Consider the following 17,388-nt stretch of genomic DNA (forward strand, 5'->3'; position numbering starts at 1 on the left):
TCAAAACTCCCTAGACCAGTTGATCAAACCCGCCACGCTACACGATGAGTGGCTAGACCTTAGGTGAAAAAAGCAACAAGATTACTTTTGTTAACAAGAATTACTTGCAATAATGGCGCCCCTATCTGTTCTCGGCCTATCTCGAGGCCTTGGAGAACGTTCACTCTTTTTCTTCATCAGGTCCGGCCAGCATGACACGTACTCAACCCTCCGCTTCGCCAACCCCGTCGCGCGCCTGGCGTGCCATTGCCGCGCTGATGTTCAGCCTGGTGCTGGCCCCAGTGGCCATGGCCGATGAGCCAACTGCCAACGCCAGCACCCCGGCTGCCGCTGCCGCCCCGGCTAACACCGCCGCTGCCCCAGCCGCAGACGGCTCGGCACCTGTCGCCAACGCCCCGGCCGATGCGCCAGCCGCTGCAGACCCAAGCGTCGAAGCACTGGTCGAAGATACTACCCTGGGCATGGCGCACGACCTGTCCCCATGGGGCATGTACAAAAACGCCGACATCGTGGTGAAGATCGTCATGATCGGCCTGGCCATCGCCTCGATCATCACCTGGACCATTTGGATTGCCAAAGGCTTCGAGCTGATGGGCGCCAAGCGTCGTCTGCGCGGCGAGATCGCCCAGCTGAAGAAATCCGCCAGCCTCAAGGAAGCTAGCGACGTCTCGAACAAGGAAGGCACCTTGGCTCACACCTTGGTCCACGATGCGCTCGAAGAGATGCGCCTGTCGACCAATGCACGTGAAAAAGAGGGCATCAAGGAGCGCGTCGCCTTCCGCCTCGAGCGCCTGGTAGCCGCCAGCGGCCGCAACATGAGCAGCGGCACCGGCGTGCTCGCCACCATTGGTTCGACCGCACCCTTCGTCGGCCTGTTCGGCACCGTGTGGGGCATCATGAACAGCTTCATCGGCATCGCCAAGACCCAGACCACCAACCTGGCAGTGGTTGCCCCAGGCATCGCCGAAGCCCTGCTGGCAACCGCCTTGGGCCTGGTTGCAGCAATCCCGGCAGTGGTCATCTACAACGTCTTCGCCCGCTCCATTGCCGGCTACAAGGCTCAGGTGTCTGACGCTTCTGCCCAGGTGCTGCTGCTGGTCAGCCGTGACCTGGACCACCAAGGCAGCGAGCGCGCCGCCCCGCACATGGTGAAAGTGGGGTAAGCCATGGGCCTGCATCTCAACGAAGGTGGCGACGACCTCGCCGAAAACCACGAAATCAACGTTACGCCGTTTATCGACGTGATGCTGGTACTGCTGATCATCTTCATGGTGGCGGCGCCCCTGGCCACGGTCGACATCAAAGTCGACCTGCCGGCCTCGACCGCCAAACCAGCGCCGAGGCCCGAGAAACCGGTGTTCGTCAGCGTCAAGGCCGACCAGAAGCTGTATGTCGGCGACGATCAGGTATCTGCGCCCGACCAGCTTGGCCCGATGCTCGATGCCAAGACCAAGGGGGACAAGGAAACCACCATCTTCTTCCAGGCCGACAAGGGCGTGGATTACGGTGACCTGATGGAAGTGATGAACAACATGCGCGCGGCCGGCTATTTGAAGGTCGGTCTGGTAGGTCTCGAGACGGCAGCCAAGAAATGACGAAGACGCGGCACAACCTGGCGCGTTACAGCGGCAGCCTGGCACTTGTGCTGGGTGTCCATGCCGTCGCTGTGCTGCTCACGCTCAATTGGTCCGTGCCTCAGGCCATCGAGCTGCCGCCGGCAGCCATGATGGTCGAGCTGGCACCTTTGCCGGAGCCTGCGCCACCACCTCCTCCAAAAGCCGTCCCACAGCCGCCGGCACCGGTTGAAGAACTGCCGTTGCCCAAGCTGGTGGAAGCCCCTAAACCCAAGATCGCCATCGCCAAGCCGCCCAAGCCGAAGGCCAAGCCCCAGCCGCCCAAGCCCGAGAAAAAGCCTGAGCCGCCGAAGGAAGCGCCGCCGACCGAAAGCGTGGTAGACGCACCGCCAAGCAACACGCCGCCGCAGAAGTCCGCGGCACCGGCACCGAGCATTGCGTCCAACAGCAACGCCCTGCCTACCTGGCAGAGTGACCTGCTGCGCCACTTGGCCAAGTACAAGCGTTACCCGGAAGACGCGCGTCGTCGCGGCCTGCAGGGCATCAACCGCCTGCGCTTCGTGGTCGATGCCGAAGGCAAGGTGGTGTCGTACGCCATGGCCGGTGGTTCGGGCAGCGCGGCACTGGACCGGGCGACCCTGGAAATGATCCGTCGTGCCGGCACGGTACCCAAGCCGCCACCCGAGTTGTTGAACAACGGCACGATCGAAGTCGTGGCGCCGTTCGTCTACTCGCTGGACCGCCGCTGAGACTTTTGTTTCTGTCACAAATCGGCAAGTCTGATAACGTGCGTCTATCGATTGCAGCCGCTATGCTGGGCTCGCAACTTCATGGACGCACGTTATGACCCTCACAGAATTACGCTACATCGTCACACTCGCCCAGGAACAACATTTCGGCCACGCGGCCGAACGTTGCCACGTGAGCCAACCGACCCTGTCGGTCGGTGTGAAGAAGCTCGAGGACGAGCTTGGCGTGCTGATCTTCGAGCGCAGCAAGAGCGCAGTGCGCCTGACCCCGGTCGGTGAAAGCATCGTCGCCCAGGCGCAGAAGGTACTGGAACAGGCCCAAGGCATCCGCGAGCTGGCCCAGGCCGGCAAAAACCAGCTGACTGCCCCGCTCAAGGTCGGTGCCATCTATACCGTCGGCCCTTATCTGTTCCCGCACCTGATCCCGCAGCTGCACCGTGTGGCGCCGCAGATGCCGCTGTACATCGAAGAGAACTTCACCCATGTACTACGCGAAAAACTGCGCAACGGCGAACTCGACGCAGTGATCATCGCCCTGCCGTTCAACGAAGCCGACGTGCTGACCCTGCCGCTGTACGATGAGCCATTCTGCGCCTTGATGCCTGCCGACCACCCATGGACGGCGAAAAAGACCATCGACACCGCCATGCTCAACGACAAGAGCCTGCTGCTGCTCGGTGAAGGCCACTGCTTCCGCGACCAGGTCCTGGAAGCCTGCCCGACATTGAACAAAGGCGGCGAAGGCTCCCGGCACACCACGGTGGAATCCAGCTCCCTGGAAACCATTCGGCACATGGTTGCCTCGGGCCTTGGCGTCTCGATCCTGCCGCTGTCGGCAGTGCACAGCCACCACTACGCGCCAGGCATCATCGAAGTGCGCCCGCTGACTGCGCCAGCACCGTTCCGCACCGTGGCCATCGCCTGGCGTGCCAGCTTCCCGCGGCCCAAGGCCATCGAGATCCTCGCTGACTCGATCCGCCTATGCTCGGTCGCCAAACCTCCTGTGGAACAGCCGGCCTGAGTCATGAGTGAGCTGTCGAAGGTCCCGGTCACGGTGCTCAAAGGGGTGGGCGATGCCATGGCGGAAAAACTCGCCAAGGTGGGCCTGGAGAACCTGCAGGACATACTCTTCCACCTGCCCTTGCGCTACCAGGACCGCACCCGTGTGGTGCCCATTGGCGAGCTGCGCCCGGGGCAGGATGCCGTGATCGAAGGTGTAGTAAGCGGTGCGGACGTCACCATGGGCAAGCGCCGCAGCCTCGTGGTGCGCCTGGGTGACGGCAGCGGCGTATTGAGCCTGCGCTTCTATCACTTCAGCAATGCGCAAAAAGAAGGCCTGAAACGCGGCACGCACCTGCGCTGCTATGGCGAAGCCCGCCCCGGCGCCTCTGGCCTGGAGATCTACCACCCGGAGTACCGGGCGCTCAACGGCGACGAGCCACCGCCCCCCGTGGAACAGACCCTGACGCCGATCTACCCGTCCACCGAAGGCCTCACCCAGCAACGCCTGCGCCTGCTCTGCCAGCAGAGCCTGGGCATGCTTGGCCCGCGCAGCCTGCCAGACTGGCTGCCCGATGAGCTGGCCCGGGACTACCAATTGGCGCCGCTGGACGATGCCATCCGCTACCTGCACAACCCGCCGGCCGATGCCGACCTCGACGAACTTGCCGAAGGCCAGCATTGGGCTCAACACCGCCTGGCCTTCGAAGAGCTGCTGACCCACCAGCTGTCGCAGCAACGCCTGCGCGAGAGCCTGCGCAGCCTGCGTGCCCCCGTACTGCCCAAGGCCAGCCGGTTGCCGGCGCAGTACCTGGCCAACCTGGGCTTCAAGCCGACCGGCGCCCAGCAACGGGTGGCCAACGAAATTGCCTACGACCTGGCCCAGGCCGAGCCCATGATGCGCCTGGTACAGGGCGATGTCGGGGCCGGTAAAACGGTGGTCGCCGCACTGGCGGCACTGCAAGCGCTGGAGGCCGGTTACCAGGTGGCGTTGATGGCCCCCACCGAGATCCTCGCCGAACAGCACTTCATTACCTTCAAGCGCTGGCTCGAACCGCTGGGCATCGAGGTGGCATGGCTGGCCGGCAAGCTCAAGGGCAAGGCCCGGGCCAGCTCGCTGGAGCAAATCGCCAACGGCGCACCGATGGTGGTGGGCACCCATGCGCTGTTCCAGGAAGAGGTCAAATTCAAGCACCTGGCCCTGGCGATCATCGATGAACAGCACCGGTTCGGTGTGCAGCAACGCTTGGCCCTGCGCAAAAAAGGCGTGGCCGGCGAGCTGTGCCCGCACCAGCTGATCATGACTGCGACGCCGATCCCTCGGACCTTGGCGATGAGCGCCTACGCCGACCTCGACACCTCGGTCCTCGACGAGCTGCCACCCGGGCGTACGCCGGTGAACACCGTGCTGGTGGCGGACAGCCGCCGCTTCGAGGTGGTCGAGCGGGTACGCGCCGCCTGTGCCGAGGGGCGTCAGGCCTATTGGGTGTGCACCCTGATCGAAGAGTCCGAAGAACTGACCTGCCAAGCGGCCGAGAGCACCTATGAAGAGCTTGGCAGCGCCCTGGGCGAGCTACGCGTCGGCCTTATCCACGGGCGCATGAAGCCTGCGGAAAAGGCCGAGATCATGGCCCAGTTCAAGGCCGGTGAGCTGCAACTGCTGGTGGCAACCACGGTCATCGAGGTGGGCGTGGACGTGCCCAATGCCAGCCTGATGATCATCGAGAACCCCGAACGCCTGGGCCTGGCCCAACTGCACCAGCTGCGTGGCCGGGTTGGCCGGGGCAGCGCGGTGAGCCACTGCGTGTTGCTGTATCACCCGCCACTGTCGCAGATCGGCCGCGAACGCCTGGGGATCATGCGTGAAACTAACGATGGCTTCATCATCGCGGAAAAAGACCTGGAACTGCGCGGCCCCGGCGAGATGCTGGGAACACGCCAGACCGGCCTGCTACAGTTCAAGGTCGCTGACCTGATGCGTGATGCCGACCTGCTGCCAGCCGTACGTGATGCCGCCCAAGCGCTGATCGCGCGGTGGCCGGACCATGTCAGCCCGTTGCTTGACCGCTGGCTGCGGCACGGCCAGCAATACGGCCAAGTGTGACGCCAGTCCCACAATGGATCCAGATTTGCGGCGGGACTGGTTATACTTCGCGTTTAAAAGAATTAGTGGATACGGACCATGACTGAAGTTGCCCTGGACACCGCAACCCCACACACGCCCTCTGTCATCCGGCTGCTGCTCGATAAGGTTGGCGTCACCTACCGCGAAGTGCTCGAGCATGCGCAATTGCCTGCCGCCTCGCGGGTGCAGGCGGTGCTCCTCGACGACGAAGTCGGCGCCCTGATGGTGTTGTTCCCGCAGAGCCAGCTGCTTGACCTGAATCGCCTGACCGAGCTGACCGGCCGCAAGCTGACCGCCGTATCGGTCCCCCGGCTCAAGCAGATGCTCGACAAGCACCACCTCAAGCGCCTGCCGGGCATTCCGGCGTTGACCAGCTCGCCGTGCCAGTACGAAAAAAGCCTGCTCGACTGTGAGACGGTGCTGATTCAGTCCGGCGAAGCCGGGCTGCTGCTGGAAATCGACCGCACGGACTTCAAGCGCATGCTCGCCAAGGCCAGCGCCAGCAGCTTTGGCCAGGAGGTGAAGGCCATCAGCCCCAACCTCGACCGGCCTGATGACGACTCCCACGAAATCACCCAGGCGGTCCAAGCCTTTACCGCGCGACGTATCCAGAAGCGCCTGGAAGAAACCATCGAAATCCCGCCGTTGGCCGACACGGCGCAGAAAATCATCAAGCTGCGGGTAGACCCTAACGCCAGCATCGATGACATCACCGGCGTGGTCGAGACCGACCCTGCGCTGGCTGCGCAGGTGGTCAGCTGGGCGGCATCGCCCTACTACGCCTCGCCAGGCAAGATCCGTTCAGTAGAAGACGCCATCGTGCGCGTGCTGGGCTTCGACCTGGTCATCAACCTGGCTTTGGGGCTGGCCCTGGGCAAGACCCTGAGCCTGCCCAAGGATCACCCGCAGCAGGCCACACCGTATTGGCAGCAGTCGATCTACACCGCAGCCATCATTGAAGGCCTGACCCGCGCCATGCCCAGGGCAGAGCGCCCGGAGTCCGGCTTGACGTACCTGGCGGGGCTGCTGCACAACTTTGGCTATCTGCTGCTGGCGCACGTGTTCCCGCCGCACTTCTCGCTGATCTGCCGGCACCTCGAGGTTAACCCGCACCTGTGCCACACCTATGTGGAACAGCACCTGCTGGGCATCAACCGCGAACAGATCGGCGCGTGGTTGATGAAGCTGTGGGACATGCCGGAAGAGCTCTCGACGGCGCTGCGCTTCCAGCATGACCCGTCTTATGACGGCGACTATGCGGCGTTCCCCAACCTGGTGTGCCTGGCGACTCGCCTGCTGCGTTCGCGCGGTATTGGCTCGGGGCCTCAGGAAGAGGTACCCGATGAACTGCTGGAGCGGTTGGGGGTGACTCGGGAGAAGGCCGAGGATGTGGTGAACAAGGTGCTGGAGGCCGAAACCCTGCTGCGGGAACTGGCATCGCAGTTTCACGCCCCGCACTAATAGCTTGGGGCGTCCTGCGCACCCGTTGTAGGAGCAGCCTTGCGCTGCGAAGAGGCCGGTGAAAACACAGTAAATCTTCGCTGCAGTCACCGGCCTCTTCGCAGCACAAGGCTGCTCCTACAGGGCCAGGCTCAGCGCTTTTTCTTCGGCTTGAGGTACTTCATCAAGCCCTGGAACCACATCACCAACGCCGGATTGCCCTTGATCTGGATGTGCTTGTCCTGAATCCCCTGCATGAAGGCCAACTGCTTGTTGCTTGCCTGCAGCGTGGCGAACCCGTAAGCGGCATCTTTGAACGCAATGGCGAACGCCGGCTGCGGGTGCACACCACCTTTGCTGCTGATGCGCTCGTCGCTGACGATGAAGTGCCGTGCGATTTTGCCATCCAGGGTCTGCATCTGGAAAACCAGATCCTTGTCCTTGAGTTGCTGCTTGAACGCCGGGTTGTTACGGCTGGCCCTGGCCATCAACAGCCCCATGGCCCAGAGAAGAAAGCGGAACTTCATCAACGCGCCTCGAATAAAAAATGACTGAGTGGCGCATTTTATCCTCTTCCAGAACTATTTATGCAAGTTCGCAACATATGCCTACAGAAAGCACAACGGGCGCCCTGGGGCGCCCGCTGAACCGACACTGGGGATGTCAGGATTCGATCACTTGCCTTTCTTGGCTGGCTTGGCCGGCACGTTGACGCTGTCACGCAGGTTCTTGCCGGGCTTGAAGGCTACGGTGTTGCTGGCCTTGATCTTCACCGGCTCGCCGGTCTGGGGGTTCTTGCCGGTACGCGCACCACGGTGACGTTTTTCAAAGGTGCCGAAACCGACCAGGGTCACGGTGTCCTTGTCCAGCGCACCGGTAATGCTGTCGAGGATCGCATTCAGCACCACGTTGGCCTTTTCCTTGGTCAGATCGGCCTTTTCGGCGATGACAGCGGCGAGTTCTGGTTTGCGCATAGTGAAGCCTCTTTGACGGGATTTTTTGTTGTTATGCCGTGCTGCCTCTGGGAGCAGCGCTCAAGGCACCGCAGGCTCTAATCTGCGGCAGACGGGAGTGAGAATGGCACGCCCACCGAGGCCGCGCCAGTATCTGGGCGGCCATTGTGTGAGCAATAACAGGATAAACCCGACAGAACGCCCGCTATTTACGCCATAACCGGGGGTAACTGACGATTCAGGGCCAGCTTTTCCATCACGGCCGCACCGGTCAGGGCATAGCCCAGCAGCTTGCCGTCGGCATCGTGGCAGAGCACCTTGAGGTCGCTGCCCTGCCCCTCCACCTGCCAGTTGCCGTCGTGCCCTTGCGGGGGCGGCGAGACCACCAGCGGGCACGCTGGGGTCTTCACGGTGATCGGCATCGCCCCGTAACTGACGGCCGTTGGGTTACCGACCAGGGTTTGCGCCAAGGCGCGGGCACAGCTCATCAGCGGCATCACATAGAGCAGATTGATGCCGTCCACCTCGGCGCAGTCGCCCAGGGCGAAGATATTGGCGTGGGACGTGCGCAACTGCCGGTCCACCACCACGCCGCGATTAGTCTGCAGGCCAGCAGCGGCGGCAAGATCAGTACGGGGGCGCAAGCCGATGGCTGAAACCACCAGGTCGCAGGCGATCACGCTACCGTCGGACAAGTGCGCCTCAAGGCCCTGCGCAACCTGCTGCAGGCGCGTCAGCACCGGGCCCAGGTGGAAGCGCACGCCAAGGCCTTCTAGCCCGGCCTGCACGGCAGCGGCGGCGGCTGGGTGCAACAGGGTCGGCATCACCTGCTCGCACGGGGCCACCACCTCGACCTGGAACCCACCCAGGCTCATGTCATTGGCGAATTCGCAGCCAATCAGGCCTGCGCCCAGAATCAGCACGCGCTGCTTACCGGCAGCGGCGGCGCGAAAGCGTGCGTAATCCTCCAGGTCGTTGATCGGGAAGACCTGCCCGCCAGCGTCACCCTCGATCGGCACCTGCACAGTCTGGGCGCCCCAGGCCAACACCAAGTCACGATAGGCCACGGCCTCTTCACCGATCCACAGGCGCTTGTGGCCGGGGTCGATGCCGCTGATACGGGTGTGGGTACGGATTTCGGCCTTGAGCTGCTCGGCCATCGCGCCAGGCTCGGCCATGCACAGCCCATCGGCATCCTTGAGCTTGGCAAAACCCGTGGAGAGCATGGGCTTGGAGTAGGAACGACCATCGTCGGCGGTAATCAACAGCAGCGGCGTCTCGCCATCGAGCTTGCGAAATTCACGGGCCAGGTTGTAGCCGGCCAGGCCAGTACCGATGATGACTACGGGGGACGTCATGTCGTGCTTACCTCAGGGTGGGAACAGGGGATTATCAGCCGATGGCGATCATTTCGAAGTCGCTCTTGCCGACGCCGCAGTCGGGGCACAGCCAGTCTGCAGGCACGTCTTCCCAACGGGTGCCGGGGGCGATGCCGTCGTCGGGCCAGCCTTCGGCTTCGTCATAGATCAGACCACAGACAATACATTGCCATTTTTTCATCGGTACGGATTCCTCGTTTCAGGCTCGGGCTTGTGTCGCTGCTGATGGCCCGCCAGGGGGCCGCCGCGCAATCTTTGGGGGCTTTTTACTGGCCCTGCCAGCAGTATGCAAGCAGTCGGGGCAATCATGCTAAGCTCGCCGCCTCTCTGGCTGTAACAAGCATACCGACGTGTCGTACGAATCCCCGCAAGCAGCCGCTGTCGCGTGGCTGCCGTATTCACAGCTGGCGACCGAGATCGACCAGCCGACCCTGGACTGGCTGTTCGACGAGGGCTCGCTGACCCGCCGCCTGACCCGCCTGTCCCACGATCATTTCTCCGTCACCCCGCTGCTGGAAGGCTGGCAGCCACTGCGTGATGACGAATGCCTGGCCCTGGGCATCGCGCCGGGGGCGCAAGGCTGGGTGCGCGAGGTGTACCTGCGTGGCCACGGCCAGCCCTGGGTGTTCGCCCGCAGCGTGGCCAGCCGCAGTGCCCTGGAGCGCGGTGGCCTGGACCTCGAGACCCTGGGCAGCCGCTCGCTGGGCGAGTTGCTGTTCTGTGACCAGGCGTTCATTCGCCACCCACTGCAAGTGTGCAGTTATCCACAAGCCTGGTTACCGACCGAGGCCCGCCATGATGCGCTTTGGGGCCGACGCTCACGCTTTGAACGGGACGGCCTGGACCTGCTGGTAGCCGAGGTGTTCCTGCCAGCCCTGTGGCAAGCGGCCAAGGAGGAAAACCGCTGATGTACCTGCAACTGCTCAAGTCGCTCAACCGCGTGCACCCGCGCGCCTGGGACTTTGTCCAGCTCAGCCGCATGGACCGCCCCATCGGCATCTACCTGCTGCTGTGGCCGACCCTGTCGGCCGTGTGGATTGCAGGGCAAGGTTCGCCGACCCTGGCCAACGTGCTGATCTTCGGCCTCGGCGTGGTGCTGATGCGCGCTGCAGGCTGCTGCATCAATGACTTTGCCGACCGCAAGGTCGATGGCCACGTCAAACGCACCGCCGACCGCCCCTTGGCCAGCGGCCGGGTCGAGCCGCGCGAGGCACTGGCACTGTTCGCGATCCTGGTCGGGGTGAGTTTCCTGCTGGTGCTGTGCACCAACAGCCGGACCGTCTGGCTGTCGTTCGGCGCCGTGGCCTTGGCGTTCTGCTACCCATTCATGAAGCGCTATACCTATTACCCGCAGGTGGTGCTGGGCGCCGCGTATTCCTGGGGTATCCCCATGGCGTTCACCGCTGCCGGGGGCGAGCTGCCGGCCAGTGCCTGGCTGCTGTACATCGCCAACCTGCTGTGGACCGTGGGCTACGACACTTACTACGCCATGGTCGACCGCGACGATGACCTGAAGATCGGCGTGAAATCGACGGCCATTCTGTTTGGCGAAGCCGATCGGGTGATCATCCTGACCTTGCAGTTGCTGTCGTTGGCTTGCCTGCTGTTGGCCGGGAGCCGCTTCGAGCTGGGCGGCTGGTTCCACCTGGGGCTGCTGGGGGCGGCGTTGTGCTTTGCCTGGGAGTTCTGGTCGACGCGCAAGCTGGACCGCGAGTCGTGCTTCAAGGCGTTTCTGCACAATCACTGGGCGGGGTTGCTGGTGTTCATTGGGGTCGTGCTGGATTACGCACTGCGCTGACTTTTCCGGCCCTATCGCCGGCAAGCCGCCACAGAGTTTGCATAGCTGCTGCCCCTGTGGGAGCCGGCTTGCCGGCGATAGGGCCGCACAGCGGCCCCGGCTATCTCACGGCTTGGCCACGTGCCAGACGTCTTTCATGCCGTCACCGGTGGTATCGCCAGCCTTCTTGTCCTTGACGAAGGTGTACAGCGGCTTGCCGTCATAGGCCCATTGCATCGTGCCATCGTCACGCTTGATCTGCGTCCACTTGCCCTCTGCCTTTTCACTCGCTTTAGCCGTCAACGGCGGCCAATTCTTTGCGCAATCGCCATTGCACATCGACTTGCCCCCAGCGTCTTTGTCAAAGGTATACAACGTCATGCCGGCATGGTCGACCAGCATGCCGTTCTTCACCATCTCATGGTCGGCCGAGGCCACCCCCGGGAGTGCCAGCGCAGCAAGAAGGGCCATCCAGCTCAGCGTATGTCGTGTCATTGGATTCACCATTGTTTCCGGGGAAATGAGTTCTGATAGCCGCCGCAGCGGCCCTTTCAAGCCTAGTTCAGTCATGGAATGTCGCCAGAACAGCCAATGCTCTGTCACACAGCTGCAATAATTCCGTTATCTAATGCGGGCCAGACACGATTTTCCAGGAGAGGTTTTGAGCATGGTTGGCAGGAACATTCTGATCGTCGACGACGAAGCGCCTATTCGCGAGATGATCGCCGTTGCATTGGAAATGGCCGGCTACGACTGCCTGGAAGCGGAGAACTCGCAACAGGCACACGCGATCATCGTCGACCGCAAGCCTGACCTGATCCTGCTCGACTGGATGCTGCCGGGCACCTCGGGCATCGAACTGGCCCGCCGCCTGAAGCGTGACGAGCTGACCGGGGACATCCCGATCATCATGCTCACCGCCAAAGGTGAAGAGGACAACAAGATCCAAGGCCTGGAAGTGGGCGCCGATGACTACATCACCAAACCCTTCTCGCCCCGCGAGCTGGTCGCCCGCCTGAAAGCCGTGCTGCGTCGCACCGGCCCGAGCGACAGCGAGGCGCCGATCGAAGTCGGTGGCCTGCTGCTTGACCCGATCAGCCACCGCGTGACCATCGACGGCAAACCGGCCGAGATGGGCCCCACCGAATACCGCCTGCTGCAGTTCTTCATGACCCACCAAGAGCGCGCCTACACCCGTGGCCAGTTGCTGGACCAGGTTTGGGGCGGCAACGTCTATGTCGAGGAGCGTACTGTCGACGTGCACATCCGCCGCTTGCGCAAGGCGCTGGGTGAAGCCTACGAAAATCTGGTACAAACCGTCCGCGGCACTGGCTACCGTTTCTCGACCAAGAGCTGACACGCCTGCACGCCTGGCTGCACGACGTTGTACAAGGACCGTCAATTGAACCAGAACTGGCACGCGACCCTGATTCGCCACCTGCTGCTGCTGATCTCTGTCTGCCTGCTCGGTGGGCTGGTCAGCGGTTATTACGGCTGGAGCCTGGCCATCGGCCTGGCCCTTTACCTGGGTTGGACCCTCAAGCAGCTGCTGCGCCTGCATGACTGGCTGCGCAACCATCAACCCGACGAGGCCCCGCCAGACGGCTACGGCCTGTGGGGCGAAGTGTTCGACAGCATCTACCACCTGCAACGTCGCGACCAACGCGTACGCGGCCGCCTGCAGGCGGTGATCGACCGGGTGCAGGAGTCCACTGCCGCGCTGCGCGACGCGGTGATCATGCTCGACAGCGACGGCAACCTGGAATGGTGGAACCGCGCCGCCGAAACCCTGCTGGGCTTCAAGACTCCGCAGGACGGCGGCCAGCAGGTGACCAACCTGGTGCGCCACCCTCGCTTCAAGGAATATTTCGAGGCGGAGAACTACGTCGAACCGTTGGAAATCCCTTCGCCGATCAATGACCGGATGCGTGTGCAACTGCACATCACCCGCTACGGCAATAATGAGCACCTGATGCTGGTGCGCGATGTCACCCGCATCCATCAGCTCGAACAGATGCGCAAAGACTTCGTCGCCAACGTTTCCCATGAGTTGCGTACGCCGCTGACGGTGATTACCGGCTACCTGGAAACCTTGCTCGACAACGTCGAGGACGTGAACCCGCGCTGGACCCGGGCCCTGCAGCAGATGAGCCAGCAAGGCTCACGCATGCAGACCCTGCTCAATGACTTGCTGTTGCTGGCCAAGCTGGAGGCCACCGACTACCCCTCCGACAACCTGCCCGTGCCCGTCGATGCCCTGCTGCAGTCGATCAAGGGCGATGCCCAGGCGCTGTCCGGCCCGCGTAACCAGCGCATCAGCCTGGAAGCCGCACCCGGCGTCAGCCTCAAGGGCAGCGAGGCAGAGCTGCGCAGTGCGTTCTCCAACCTGGTGTTCAACGCGGTCAAGTACACCCCGGACGAGGGCAGCATTCGCATCCGCTGGTGGGCCGATGACCAGGGTGCGCACCTCAGCGTGCAGGATTCGGGTATCGGCATTGATGCCAAGCATTTGCCACGGCTGACCGAGCGCTTCTACCGCGTCGACTCCAGCCGGGCGTCCAATACCGGGGGCACCGGGTTGGGCCTGGCGATCGTCAAGCATGTGCTGCTGCGCCATCGCGGGCGCCTGGAGATCAGCAGCGTGCCGGGGCATGGCAGCACCTTTACCTGTCACTTTGCGCCGGCACAATTGGCCAACGGCAAGGGTTGAGAAGGCTGCACCGCAACCCCATCAAGACCATCACCCTTTGCTTTTGCGGTTTCAACCGCTACATTGGACCCCCTGTGCCAGCCTGTGCTGGCACTTTTTTTCTCCATTCCCCAAAGACGGACCCCGTAAAAACTCCATCATGGACCCTTCCCCTGGTATCAGCCTCACCTCGTTATTCGCCGATTTCGGCATGATCATCTTTGCCTTGCTCCTGGTACTGCTCAACGGCTTTTTCGTTGCCGCCGAGTTCGCCATGGTCAAGCTGCGCTCAACCCGCGTCGATTCCATCGCCGAACTGCACGGCTGGCGTGGCAGCATCCTGCGCAAGGTGCACAACCAGCTCGACGCCTACCTGTCCGCCTGCCAGCTGGGCATCACCCTCGCCTCCCTGGGCCTGGGCTGGGTCGGCGAGCCGGCGTTCGCCCACCTGCTGGAGCCGCTGCTGGCCTACATGGGCGTGGACACGCCAGAGCTGATCAAGGGCATTTCGTTCTTCGTCGCCTTCTTCGTCATCTCTTACCTGCACATCGTGGTCGGTGAGCTGGCGCCCAAGTCCTGGGCGATCCGCAAGCCCGAGCTGCTGTCGCTGTGGACCGCGGTGCCGCTGTACCTGTTCTACTGGGCGATGTACCCGGCCATCTACCTGCTCAATGCCAGCGCCAACACCATCCTGCGCATTGCTGGCCAAGGTGAGCCTGGCCCGCACCATGAGCATCACTACAGCCGCGAAGAGCTCAAGCTGATCCTGCACTCCAGCCGTGGCCAGGACCCGAGCGACCAGGGCATGCGCGTGCTGGCCTCGGCAGTGGAAATGGGCGAGCTGGAAGTGGTCGACTGGGCTAACTCCCGCGAGGACATGGTCAGCATCGACGCGCACGCGCCGCTCAAGCAGATCCTGGCCCTGCTGCGCCGCCACAAGTTCAGCCGTTACCCGGTCTACGACGCCGAGCGCGAAGAGTTCACCGGGTTGCTGCACATCAAGGACCTGTTGCTGGAGTTGGCCGAACTCGACCACCTGCCCGAAACCATCGACCTCGAAGACCTGGCCCGGCCGCTGGAGCGGGTTTCCCGGCATATGCCGCTGTCGCAGTTGCTGGAGCAGTTCCGCAAGGGCGGCGCGCATTTCGTGCTGGTCGAGGAAGCCGATGGCAAGGTAATCGGCTACCTGACCATGGAAGACGTGCTGGAAGTACTGGTCGGCGATATCCAGGATGAACACCGAAAGACTGAGCGCGGCATCCTCGCCTACCAGCCGGGCAAGCTGCTGGTGCGCGGTGATACGCCGCTGTTCAAGGTCGAGCGCCTGCTGGGCATCGACCTGGACCACATCGAGGCGGAGACCCTGGCTGGGCTGGTGTATGAAACGCTCAAACGCGTCCCCGAAGAGGAAGAAGTGCTTGAGGTTGAAGGCCTGCGCATCATCATCAAGAAAATGAAAGGGCCGAAGATCGTGCTGGCCAAGGTGCTGAAGCTGGATTGACCTTACGGTCCCTCGTTCAGGGGTTGCCCGCCGTAAAGTCGGGCAGCCCACTGATCGGCCTGTCGAACTGATAGGGTATCGACTCCAGCGCCAACCCCACGTTGCGCTGCACCACAAAATGCAGGTGCGGGCCGGTGCTGTTGCCGGTGTTGCCGGACTTGGCCAGCATCTGCCCCTGCTTCACCCGCTGCCCCTCAGCCACTACAACCGAACCGCGCATCAGGTGCAGGTACACGCCCATGGTGCCGTCGGCGTGCAGGACCCTGACAAAATTGCCCGACGGGTTGCTGCCACGCCCGGTCTGGCTGTTCTCGACATTCACCACCACCCCTTCCCGGGCCGCAATGATGGTCGTGCCCTCAGGCATGGCGATATCCATGGCATAGCGCCCCTTGGGGCCAAAATGGCTGAAGCGCCCGTTGGGCCCCTGCGTCACCCGAAACGGCCCGCCCAGCCAGGGGAAGGCATACCGATAACCCTGAGGCCGCAGCCCCGGGTCGCCCATTGCCTGCAGCAGCGTCGAGCGATAGCCCAGCAACGTCCCAGGGCGGCCCCGCAGCACGCTGAGCATCTGGGTTGAACGCCCTGGCAGCACCCTGCGCACGATCCGCGGCGCATTGCCGCCTTGGGCGTTGATCAGCTTGTCCAGGTGCAATTCGACCTGCACCGGCACATGCGATTCATTGCGCGCAGAAAAGCTCACGCCGCCCTGGAACACGATCGCGTTGAGCCGCACCTGGCTTTCCTGCCGCTCGACCATGGATTCATGCAGCTCGATCGGCTTGGCCCCGGGGCCTGGCCGGTCGGTATAGGCACCCACACCGTTGGCATCGGTAATCGGGTAGAGGGTCACGCCCAGGCTCGACGCCGAGGCCATGAGCAATGCACAGAACAGCAGCAGGCGGGCGGGCATGATAGTGGCTTTTTGACAGTTGTGATCTGTCGAAGCCTAGCAGCCGGTTTGGCGGGGGATATGACAGTTGGTCGGATGGTTATTCCGCGCCAAATACGATCCCTTGTAGGAGCGGCCTTGCGTCGCGAAAGGGCCGCAAAGCGGCCCCAGCAATATCTGCGTCAACGTCGAAATCGTGGGGCTGCTGCGGCAGCCCTTTCGCGACGCAAGGCCGCTCCTACAAAGGGGCAGCGTGGATCAGGCGCCGGGCGTGAAGTGCTTCTGCGCCGTGCCGCGGGCAATCAGCCGCGACAGGTAGTCGAGCTTCTGCGCATCCTGATCGACAAACTTGAAGGTCAGCTGCAGCCAGTCACTGTCTGGCTTGGGCTCCAGCGCCGCAACGGCATGCAGGTAACCGTTCAGGCGCGCGACTTCGGCGTTTTCGCCTTGCTCCAGGTCCAGTACCGCGCCCTCCAGCACCTGCGGCAGCGCTTCGCTACGGCGCACCACCAGCAGCGCCTCTTTCAGGCTCAACGCCTTGATCACGCACGGCTGTGTGCCGCTAGACAGGCGCAACTGGCCTTGGCCACGGCCACTGGGTGCAGCCGCAGGCGGTGCCGGCGCGTTGATCAACGGCTTGGCCGGCACGGCAGCAGGCGCCGCGACCTTGACGGCTTCAGGCTTGCCGCCCGTCAGCGCGCTCAGCGAATCGTTGGCAAACGCCGAATTCGCCCGCGCAGGCCCAGTGGCCATCAGGCTGTCGAGTTTGCCGATCTTGCTCAGGGCTTTCTTTACCTTGGTCAGCAACTGCTCGTTGGTGAACGGCTTGCCGACAAAATCGGACACACCGGCCTGAATGGCCTGGATCACGTTCTCCTTGTCACCACGGCTGGTCACCATGATGAACTGCAGGCTCTTCAACGCGGGCTGCTGACGGCACCAGCTGAGCAGCTCCAGGCCCGACATCTCAGGCATTTCCCAGTCACACAGGACCAGGTCGAACGGCTCCTTGCCCAACATGGCCATGGCCTTGCGACCGTTGACCGCATCGTCGATGACCATGCCCGGAAAGGCATTGCGCAGGCACTTCCTGACCAGATCGCGGATGAACGGGGCGTCATCCACGACCAGCACATTGACTTTACTCATCGATACTCCTCTTGAATCCCGACTAGCCTACCGGCAAGTGACGGCTACTTGCCACAACTGCGCGTGGAGCGGGACTTCTTCACACCGTTCGCGGGTGCCTGATGGCTGCTCGACCGCAAACGAAAACGCCCGGCCTAAGCCGGGCGTTGAGGCTCGGGAGC

18 protein-coding genes are annotated in these 17,388 nt (G+C 63.0%); 11 read left to right on the forward strand and 7 right to left on the reverse strand.

All coding sequences use genetic code 11. The annotated features are described in order from the left end of the window. The first annotated feature begins 191 nt into the window (after positions 1 to 191). The 6 genes from exbB (at position 192) to ACMCNM_RS27400 (ending at position 6,908) form a co-directional block, all read left to right on the forward strand. Complete coding sequence (gene exbB, locus ACMCNM_RS27375) at positions 192 to 1,163, forward strand: tonB-system energizer ExbB (RefSeq protein ID WP_027592146.1); 972 nt, start codon at positions 192 to 194, stop codon at positions 1,161 to 1,163. 3 nt (positions 1,164 to 1,166) lie between these two features. Continuing rightward, entirely contained in the window at positions 1,167 to 1,595 is a 429-nt protein-coding gene (gene exbD, locus ACMCNM_RS27380) for a TonB system transport protein ExbD (RefSeq protein WP_027592145.1), read from the forward strand. Further along, positions 1,592 to 2,323 carry an energy transducer TonB gene (locus ACMCNM_RS27385; RefSeq protein ID WP_027592144.1) on the forward strand — a complete coding sequence of 244 codons (732 nt, stop codon included), beginning with the start codon at positions 1,592 to 1,594 and terminating at the stop codon, positions 2,321 to 2,323. The genes exbD and ACMCNM_RS27385 overlap by 4 nt, the downstream gene beginning before the upstream one ends. Positions 2,324 to 2,417: 94 nt before the next feature. After that, the gene (locus ACMCNM_RS27390; protein WP_027592143.1) at positions 2,418 to 3,344 is read left to right on the forward strand and encodes a hydrogen peroxide-inducible genes activator; all 927 of its coding nucleotides are present in this window, start codon (positions 2,418 to 2,420) and stop codon (positions 3,342 to 3,344) included. A gap of 3 nt (positions 3,345 to 3,347) precedes the next feature. After that, complete coding sequence (gene recG / locus ACMCNM_RS27395) at positions 3,348 to 5,426, forward strand: ATP-dependent DNA helicase RecG (RefSeq protein WP_027592142.1); 2,079 nt, start codon at positions 3,348 to 3,350, stop codon at positions 5,424 to 5,426. A gap of 78 nt (positions 5,427 to 5,504) precedes the next feature. After that, positions 5,505 to 6,908, forward strand: coding sequence for an aminoacyl-tRNA deacylase and HDOD domain-containing protein (locus tag ACMCNM_RS27400; RefSeq protein ID WP_186679410.1), 1,404 nt, complete (start codon positions 5,505 to 5,507; stop codon positions 6,906 to 6,908). A gap of 131 nt (positions 6,909 to 7,039) precedes the next feature. Here the strand turns inward: ACMCNM_RS27400 and ACMCNM_RS27405 are convergent, their stop codons facing one another. The 4 genes from ACMCNM_RS27405 to ACMCNM_RS27420 form a co-directional block, all read right to left on the reverse strand. After that, complete coding sequence (locus ACMCNM_RS27405; protein WP_027592140.1) at positions 7,040 to 7,414, reverse strand: helicase; 375 nt, start codon at positions 7,412 to 7,414, stop codon at positions 7,040 to 7,042. 147 nt (positions 7,415 to 7,561) lie between these two features. After that, the gene (locus tag ACMCNM_RS27410) at positions 7,562 to 7,861 is read right to left on the reverse strand and encodes an HU family DNA-binding protein (RefSeq protein WP_027592139.1); all 300 of its coding nucleotides are present in this window, start codon (positions 7,859 to 7,861) and stop codon (positions 7,562 to 7,564) included. Positions 7,862 to 8,049: 188 nt separating this feature from the next. Beyond that, positions 8,050 to 9,198, reverse strand: a complete 1,149-nt coding sequence (locus ACMCNM_RS27415; protein WP_186679399.1) for an NAD(P)/FAD-dependent oxidoreductase — start codon at positions 9,196 to 9,198, stop codon at positions 8,050 to 8,052. Positions 9,199 to 9,232: 34 nt separating this feature from the next. Next, positions 9,233 to 9,400, reverse strand: a complete 168-nt coding sequence (locus tag ACMCNM_RS27420) for a rubredoxin (RefSeq protein WP_027592137.1) — start codon at positions 9,398 to 9,400, stop codon at positions 9,233 to 9,235. Positions 9,401 to 9,569: 169 nt separating this feature from the next. Here ACMCNM_RS27420 and ACMCNM_RS27425 point away from each other — a divergent pair, with 169 nt between their 5' ends. Next, positions 9,570 to 10,127, forward strand: coding sequence for a chorismate--pyruvate lyase family protein (locus tag ACMCNM_RS27425; RefSeq protein ID WP_027592136.1), 558 nt, complete (start codon positions 9,570 to 9,572; stop codon positions 10,125 to 10,127). Next, complete coding sequence (gene ubiA, locus ACMCNM_RS27430; RefSeq protein WP_186679396.1) at positions 10,127 to 11,017, forward strand: 4-hydroxybenzoate octaprenyltransferase; 891 nt, start codon at positions 10,127 to 10,129, stop codon at positions 11,015 to 11,017. Before ACMCNM_RS27425 ends, ubiA begins: the two co-directional genes overlap by 1 nt. A gap of 105 nt (positions 11,018 to 11,122) precedes the next feature. Here the strand turns inward: ubiA and ACMCNM_RS27435 are convergent, their stop codons facing one another. Continuing rightward, positions 11,123 to 11,491, reverse strand: a complete 369-nt coding sequence (locus tag ACMCNM_RS27435) for a hypothetical protein (protein WP_186679393.1) — start codon at positions 11,489 to 11,491, stop codon at positions 11,123 to 11,125. 172 nt (positions 11,492 to 11,663) lie between these two features. Here ACMCNM_RS27435 and phoB point away from each other — a divergent pair, with 172 nt between their 5' ends. The 3 genes from phoB (at position 11,664) to ACMCNM_RS27450 (ending at position 15,186) form a co-directional block, all read left to right on the forward strand. Further along, complete coding sequence (phoB, locus tag ACMCNM_RS27440; protein ID WP_003253341.1) at positions 11,664 to 12,353, forward strand: phosphate regulon transcriptional regulator PhoB; 690 nt, start codon at positions 11,664 to 11,666, stop codon at positions 12,351 to 12,353. 45 nt (positions 12,354 to 12,398) lie between these two features. After that, positions 12,399 to 13,706 (forward strand): phosphate regulon sensor histidine kinase PhoR, encoded by a 1,308-nt coding sequence (phoR, locus tag ACMCNM_RS27445; protein ID WP_186679390.1) that lies wholly within the window; start codon positions 12,399 to 12,401, stop codon positions 13,704 to 13,706. 139 nt (positions 13,707 to 13,845) lie between these two features. Further along, the gene (locus tag ACMCNM_RS27450; protein WP_027592132.1) at positions 13,846 to 15,186 is read left to right on the forward strand and encodes a hemolysin family protein; all 1,341 of its coding nucleotides are present in this window, start codon (positions 13,846 to 13,848) and stop codon (positions 15,184 to 15,186) included. Positions 15,187 to 15,202: 16 nt separating this feature from the next. Here ACMCNM_RS27450 and ACMCNM_RS27455 read toward each other — a convergent pair whose 3' ends face one another. Both ACMCNM_RS27455 and ACMCNM_RS27460 read right to left on the reverse strand, forming a co-directional pair. Next, the gene (locus ACMCNM_RS27455) at positions 15,203 to 16,099 is read right to left on the reverse strand and encodes a peptidoglycan DD-metalloendopeptidase family protein (protein ID WP_027592131.1); all 897 of its coding nucleotides are present in this window, start codon (positions 16,097 to 16,099) and stop codon (positions 15,203 to 15,205) included. A 237-nt stretch (positions 16,100 to 16,336) separates the two neighbouring features. Further along, positions 16,337 to 17,227 carry a response regulator gene (locus ACMCNM_RS27460; protein ID WP_412765757.1) on the reverse strand — a complete coding sequence of 297 codons (891 nt, stop codon included), beginning with the start codon at positions 17,225 to 17,227 and terminating at the stop codon, positions 16,337 to 16,339. Between the last annotated feature and the right edge of the window lie 161 nt (positions 17,228 to 17,388).

Origin of the sequence: Pseudomonas sp. NGC7 (assembly GCF_047159675.1) — a bacterium.
Taxonomy (GTDB): Bacteria; Pseudomonadota; Gammaproteobacteria; order Pseudomonadales; family Pseudomonadaceae; genus Aquipseudomonas; species Aquipseudomonas kermanshahensis.

What these genes read in the sequence shown, in the direction of transcription:
- exbB (WP_027592146.1), top strand. Translation starts at nt 192, where the DNA reads ATGACACGTACTCAACCCTCCGCTTCGCCAACCCCGTCGCGCGCCTGG.
- exbD (WP_027592145.1), top strand. Translation starts at nt 1,167, where the DNA reads ATGGGCCTGCATCTCAACGAAGGTGGCGACGACCTCGCCGAAAACCAC.
- ACMCNM_RS27385 (WP_027592144.1), top strand. Translation starts at nt 1,592, where the DNA reads ATGACGAAGACGCGGCACAACCTGGCGCGTTACAGCGGCAGCCTGGCA.
- ACMCNM_RS27390 (WP_027592143.1), top strand. Translation starts at nt 2,418, where the DNA reads ATGACCCTCACAGAATTACGCTACATCGTCACACTCGCCCAGGAACAA.
- recG (WP_027592142.1), top strand. Translation starts at nt 3,348, where the DNA reads ATGAGTGAGCTGTCGAAGGTCCCGGTCACGGTGCTCAAAGGGGTGGGC.
- ACMCNM_RS27400 (WP_186679410.1), top strand. Translation starts at nt 5,505, where the DNA reads ATGACTGAAGTTGCCCTGGACACCGCAACCCCACACACGCCCTCTGTC.
- ACMCNM_RS27405 (WP_027592140.1), bottom strand. Translation starts at nt 7,414, where the DNA reads ATGAAGTTCCGCTTTCTTCTCTGGGCCATGGGGCTGTTGATGGCCAGG.
- ACMCNM_RS27410 (WP_027592139.1), bottom strand. Translation starts at nt 7,861, where the DNA reads ATGCGCAAACCAGAACTCGCCGCTGTCATCGCCGAAAAGGCCGATCTG.
- ACMCNM_RS27415 (WP_186679399.1), bottom strand. Translation starts at nt 9,198, where the DNA reads ATGACGTCCCCCGTAGTCATCATCGGTACTGGCCTGGCCGGCTACAAC.
- ACMCNM_RS27420 (WP_027592137.1), bottom strand. Translation starts at nt 9,400, where the DNA reads ATGAAAAAATGGCAATGTATTGTCTGTGGTCTGATCTATGACGAAGCC.
- ubiA (WP_186679396.1), top strand. Translation starts at nt 10,127, where the DNA reads ATGTACCTGCAACTGCTCAAGTCGCTCAACCGCGTGCACCCGCGCGCC.
- ACMCNM_RS27435 (WP_186679393.1), bottom strand. Translation starts at nt 11,491, where the DNA reads ATGACACGACATACGCTGAGCTGGATGGCCCTTCTTGCTGCGCTGGCA.
- phoB (WP_003253341.1), top strand. Translation starts at nt 11,664, where the DNA reads ATGGTTGGCAGGAACATTCTGATCGTCGACGACGAAGCGCCTATTCGC.
- ACMCNM_RS27450 (WP_027592132.1), top strand. Translation starts at nt 13,846, where the DNA reads ATGGACCCTTCCCCTGGTATCAGCCTCACCTCGTTATTCGCCGATTTC.
- ACMCNM_RS27455 (WP_027592131.1), bottom strand. Translation starts at nt 16,099, where the DNA reads ATGCCCGCCCGCCTGCTGCTGTTCTGTGCATTGCTCATGGCCTCGGCG.
- ACMCNM_RS27460 (WP_412765757.1), bottom strand. Translation starts at nt 17,227, where the DNA reads ATGAGTAAAGTCAATGTGCTGGTCGTGGATGACGCCCCGTTCATCCGC.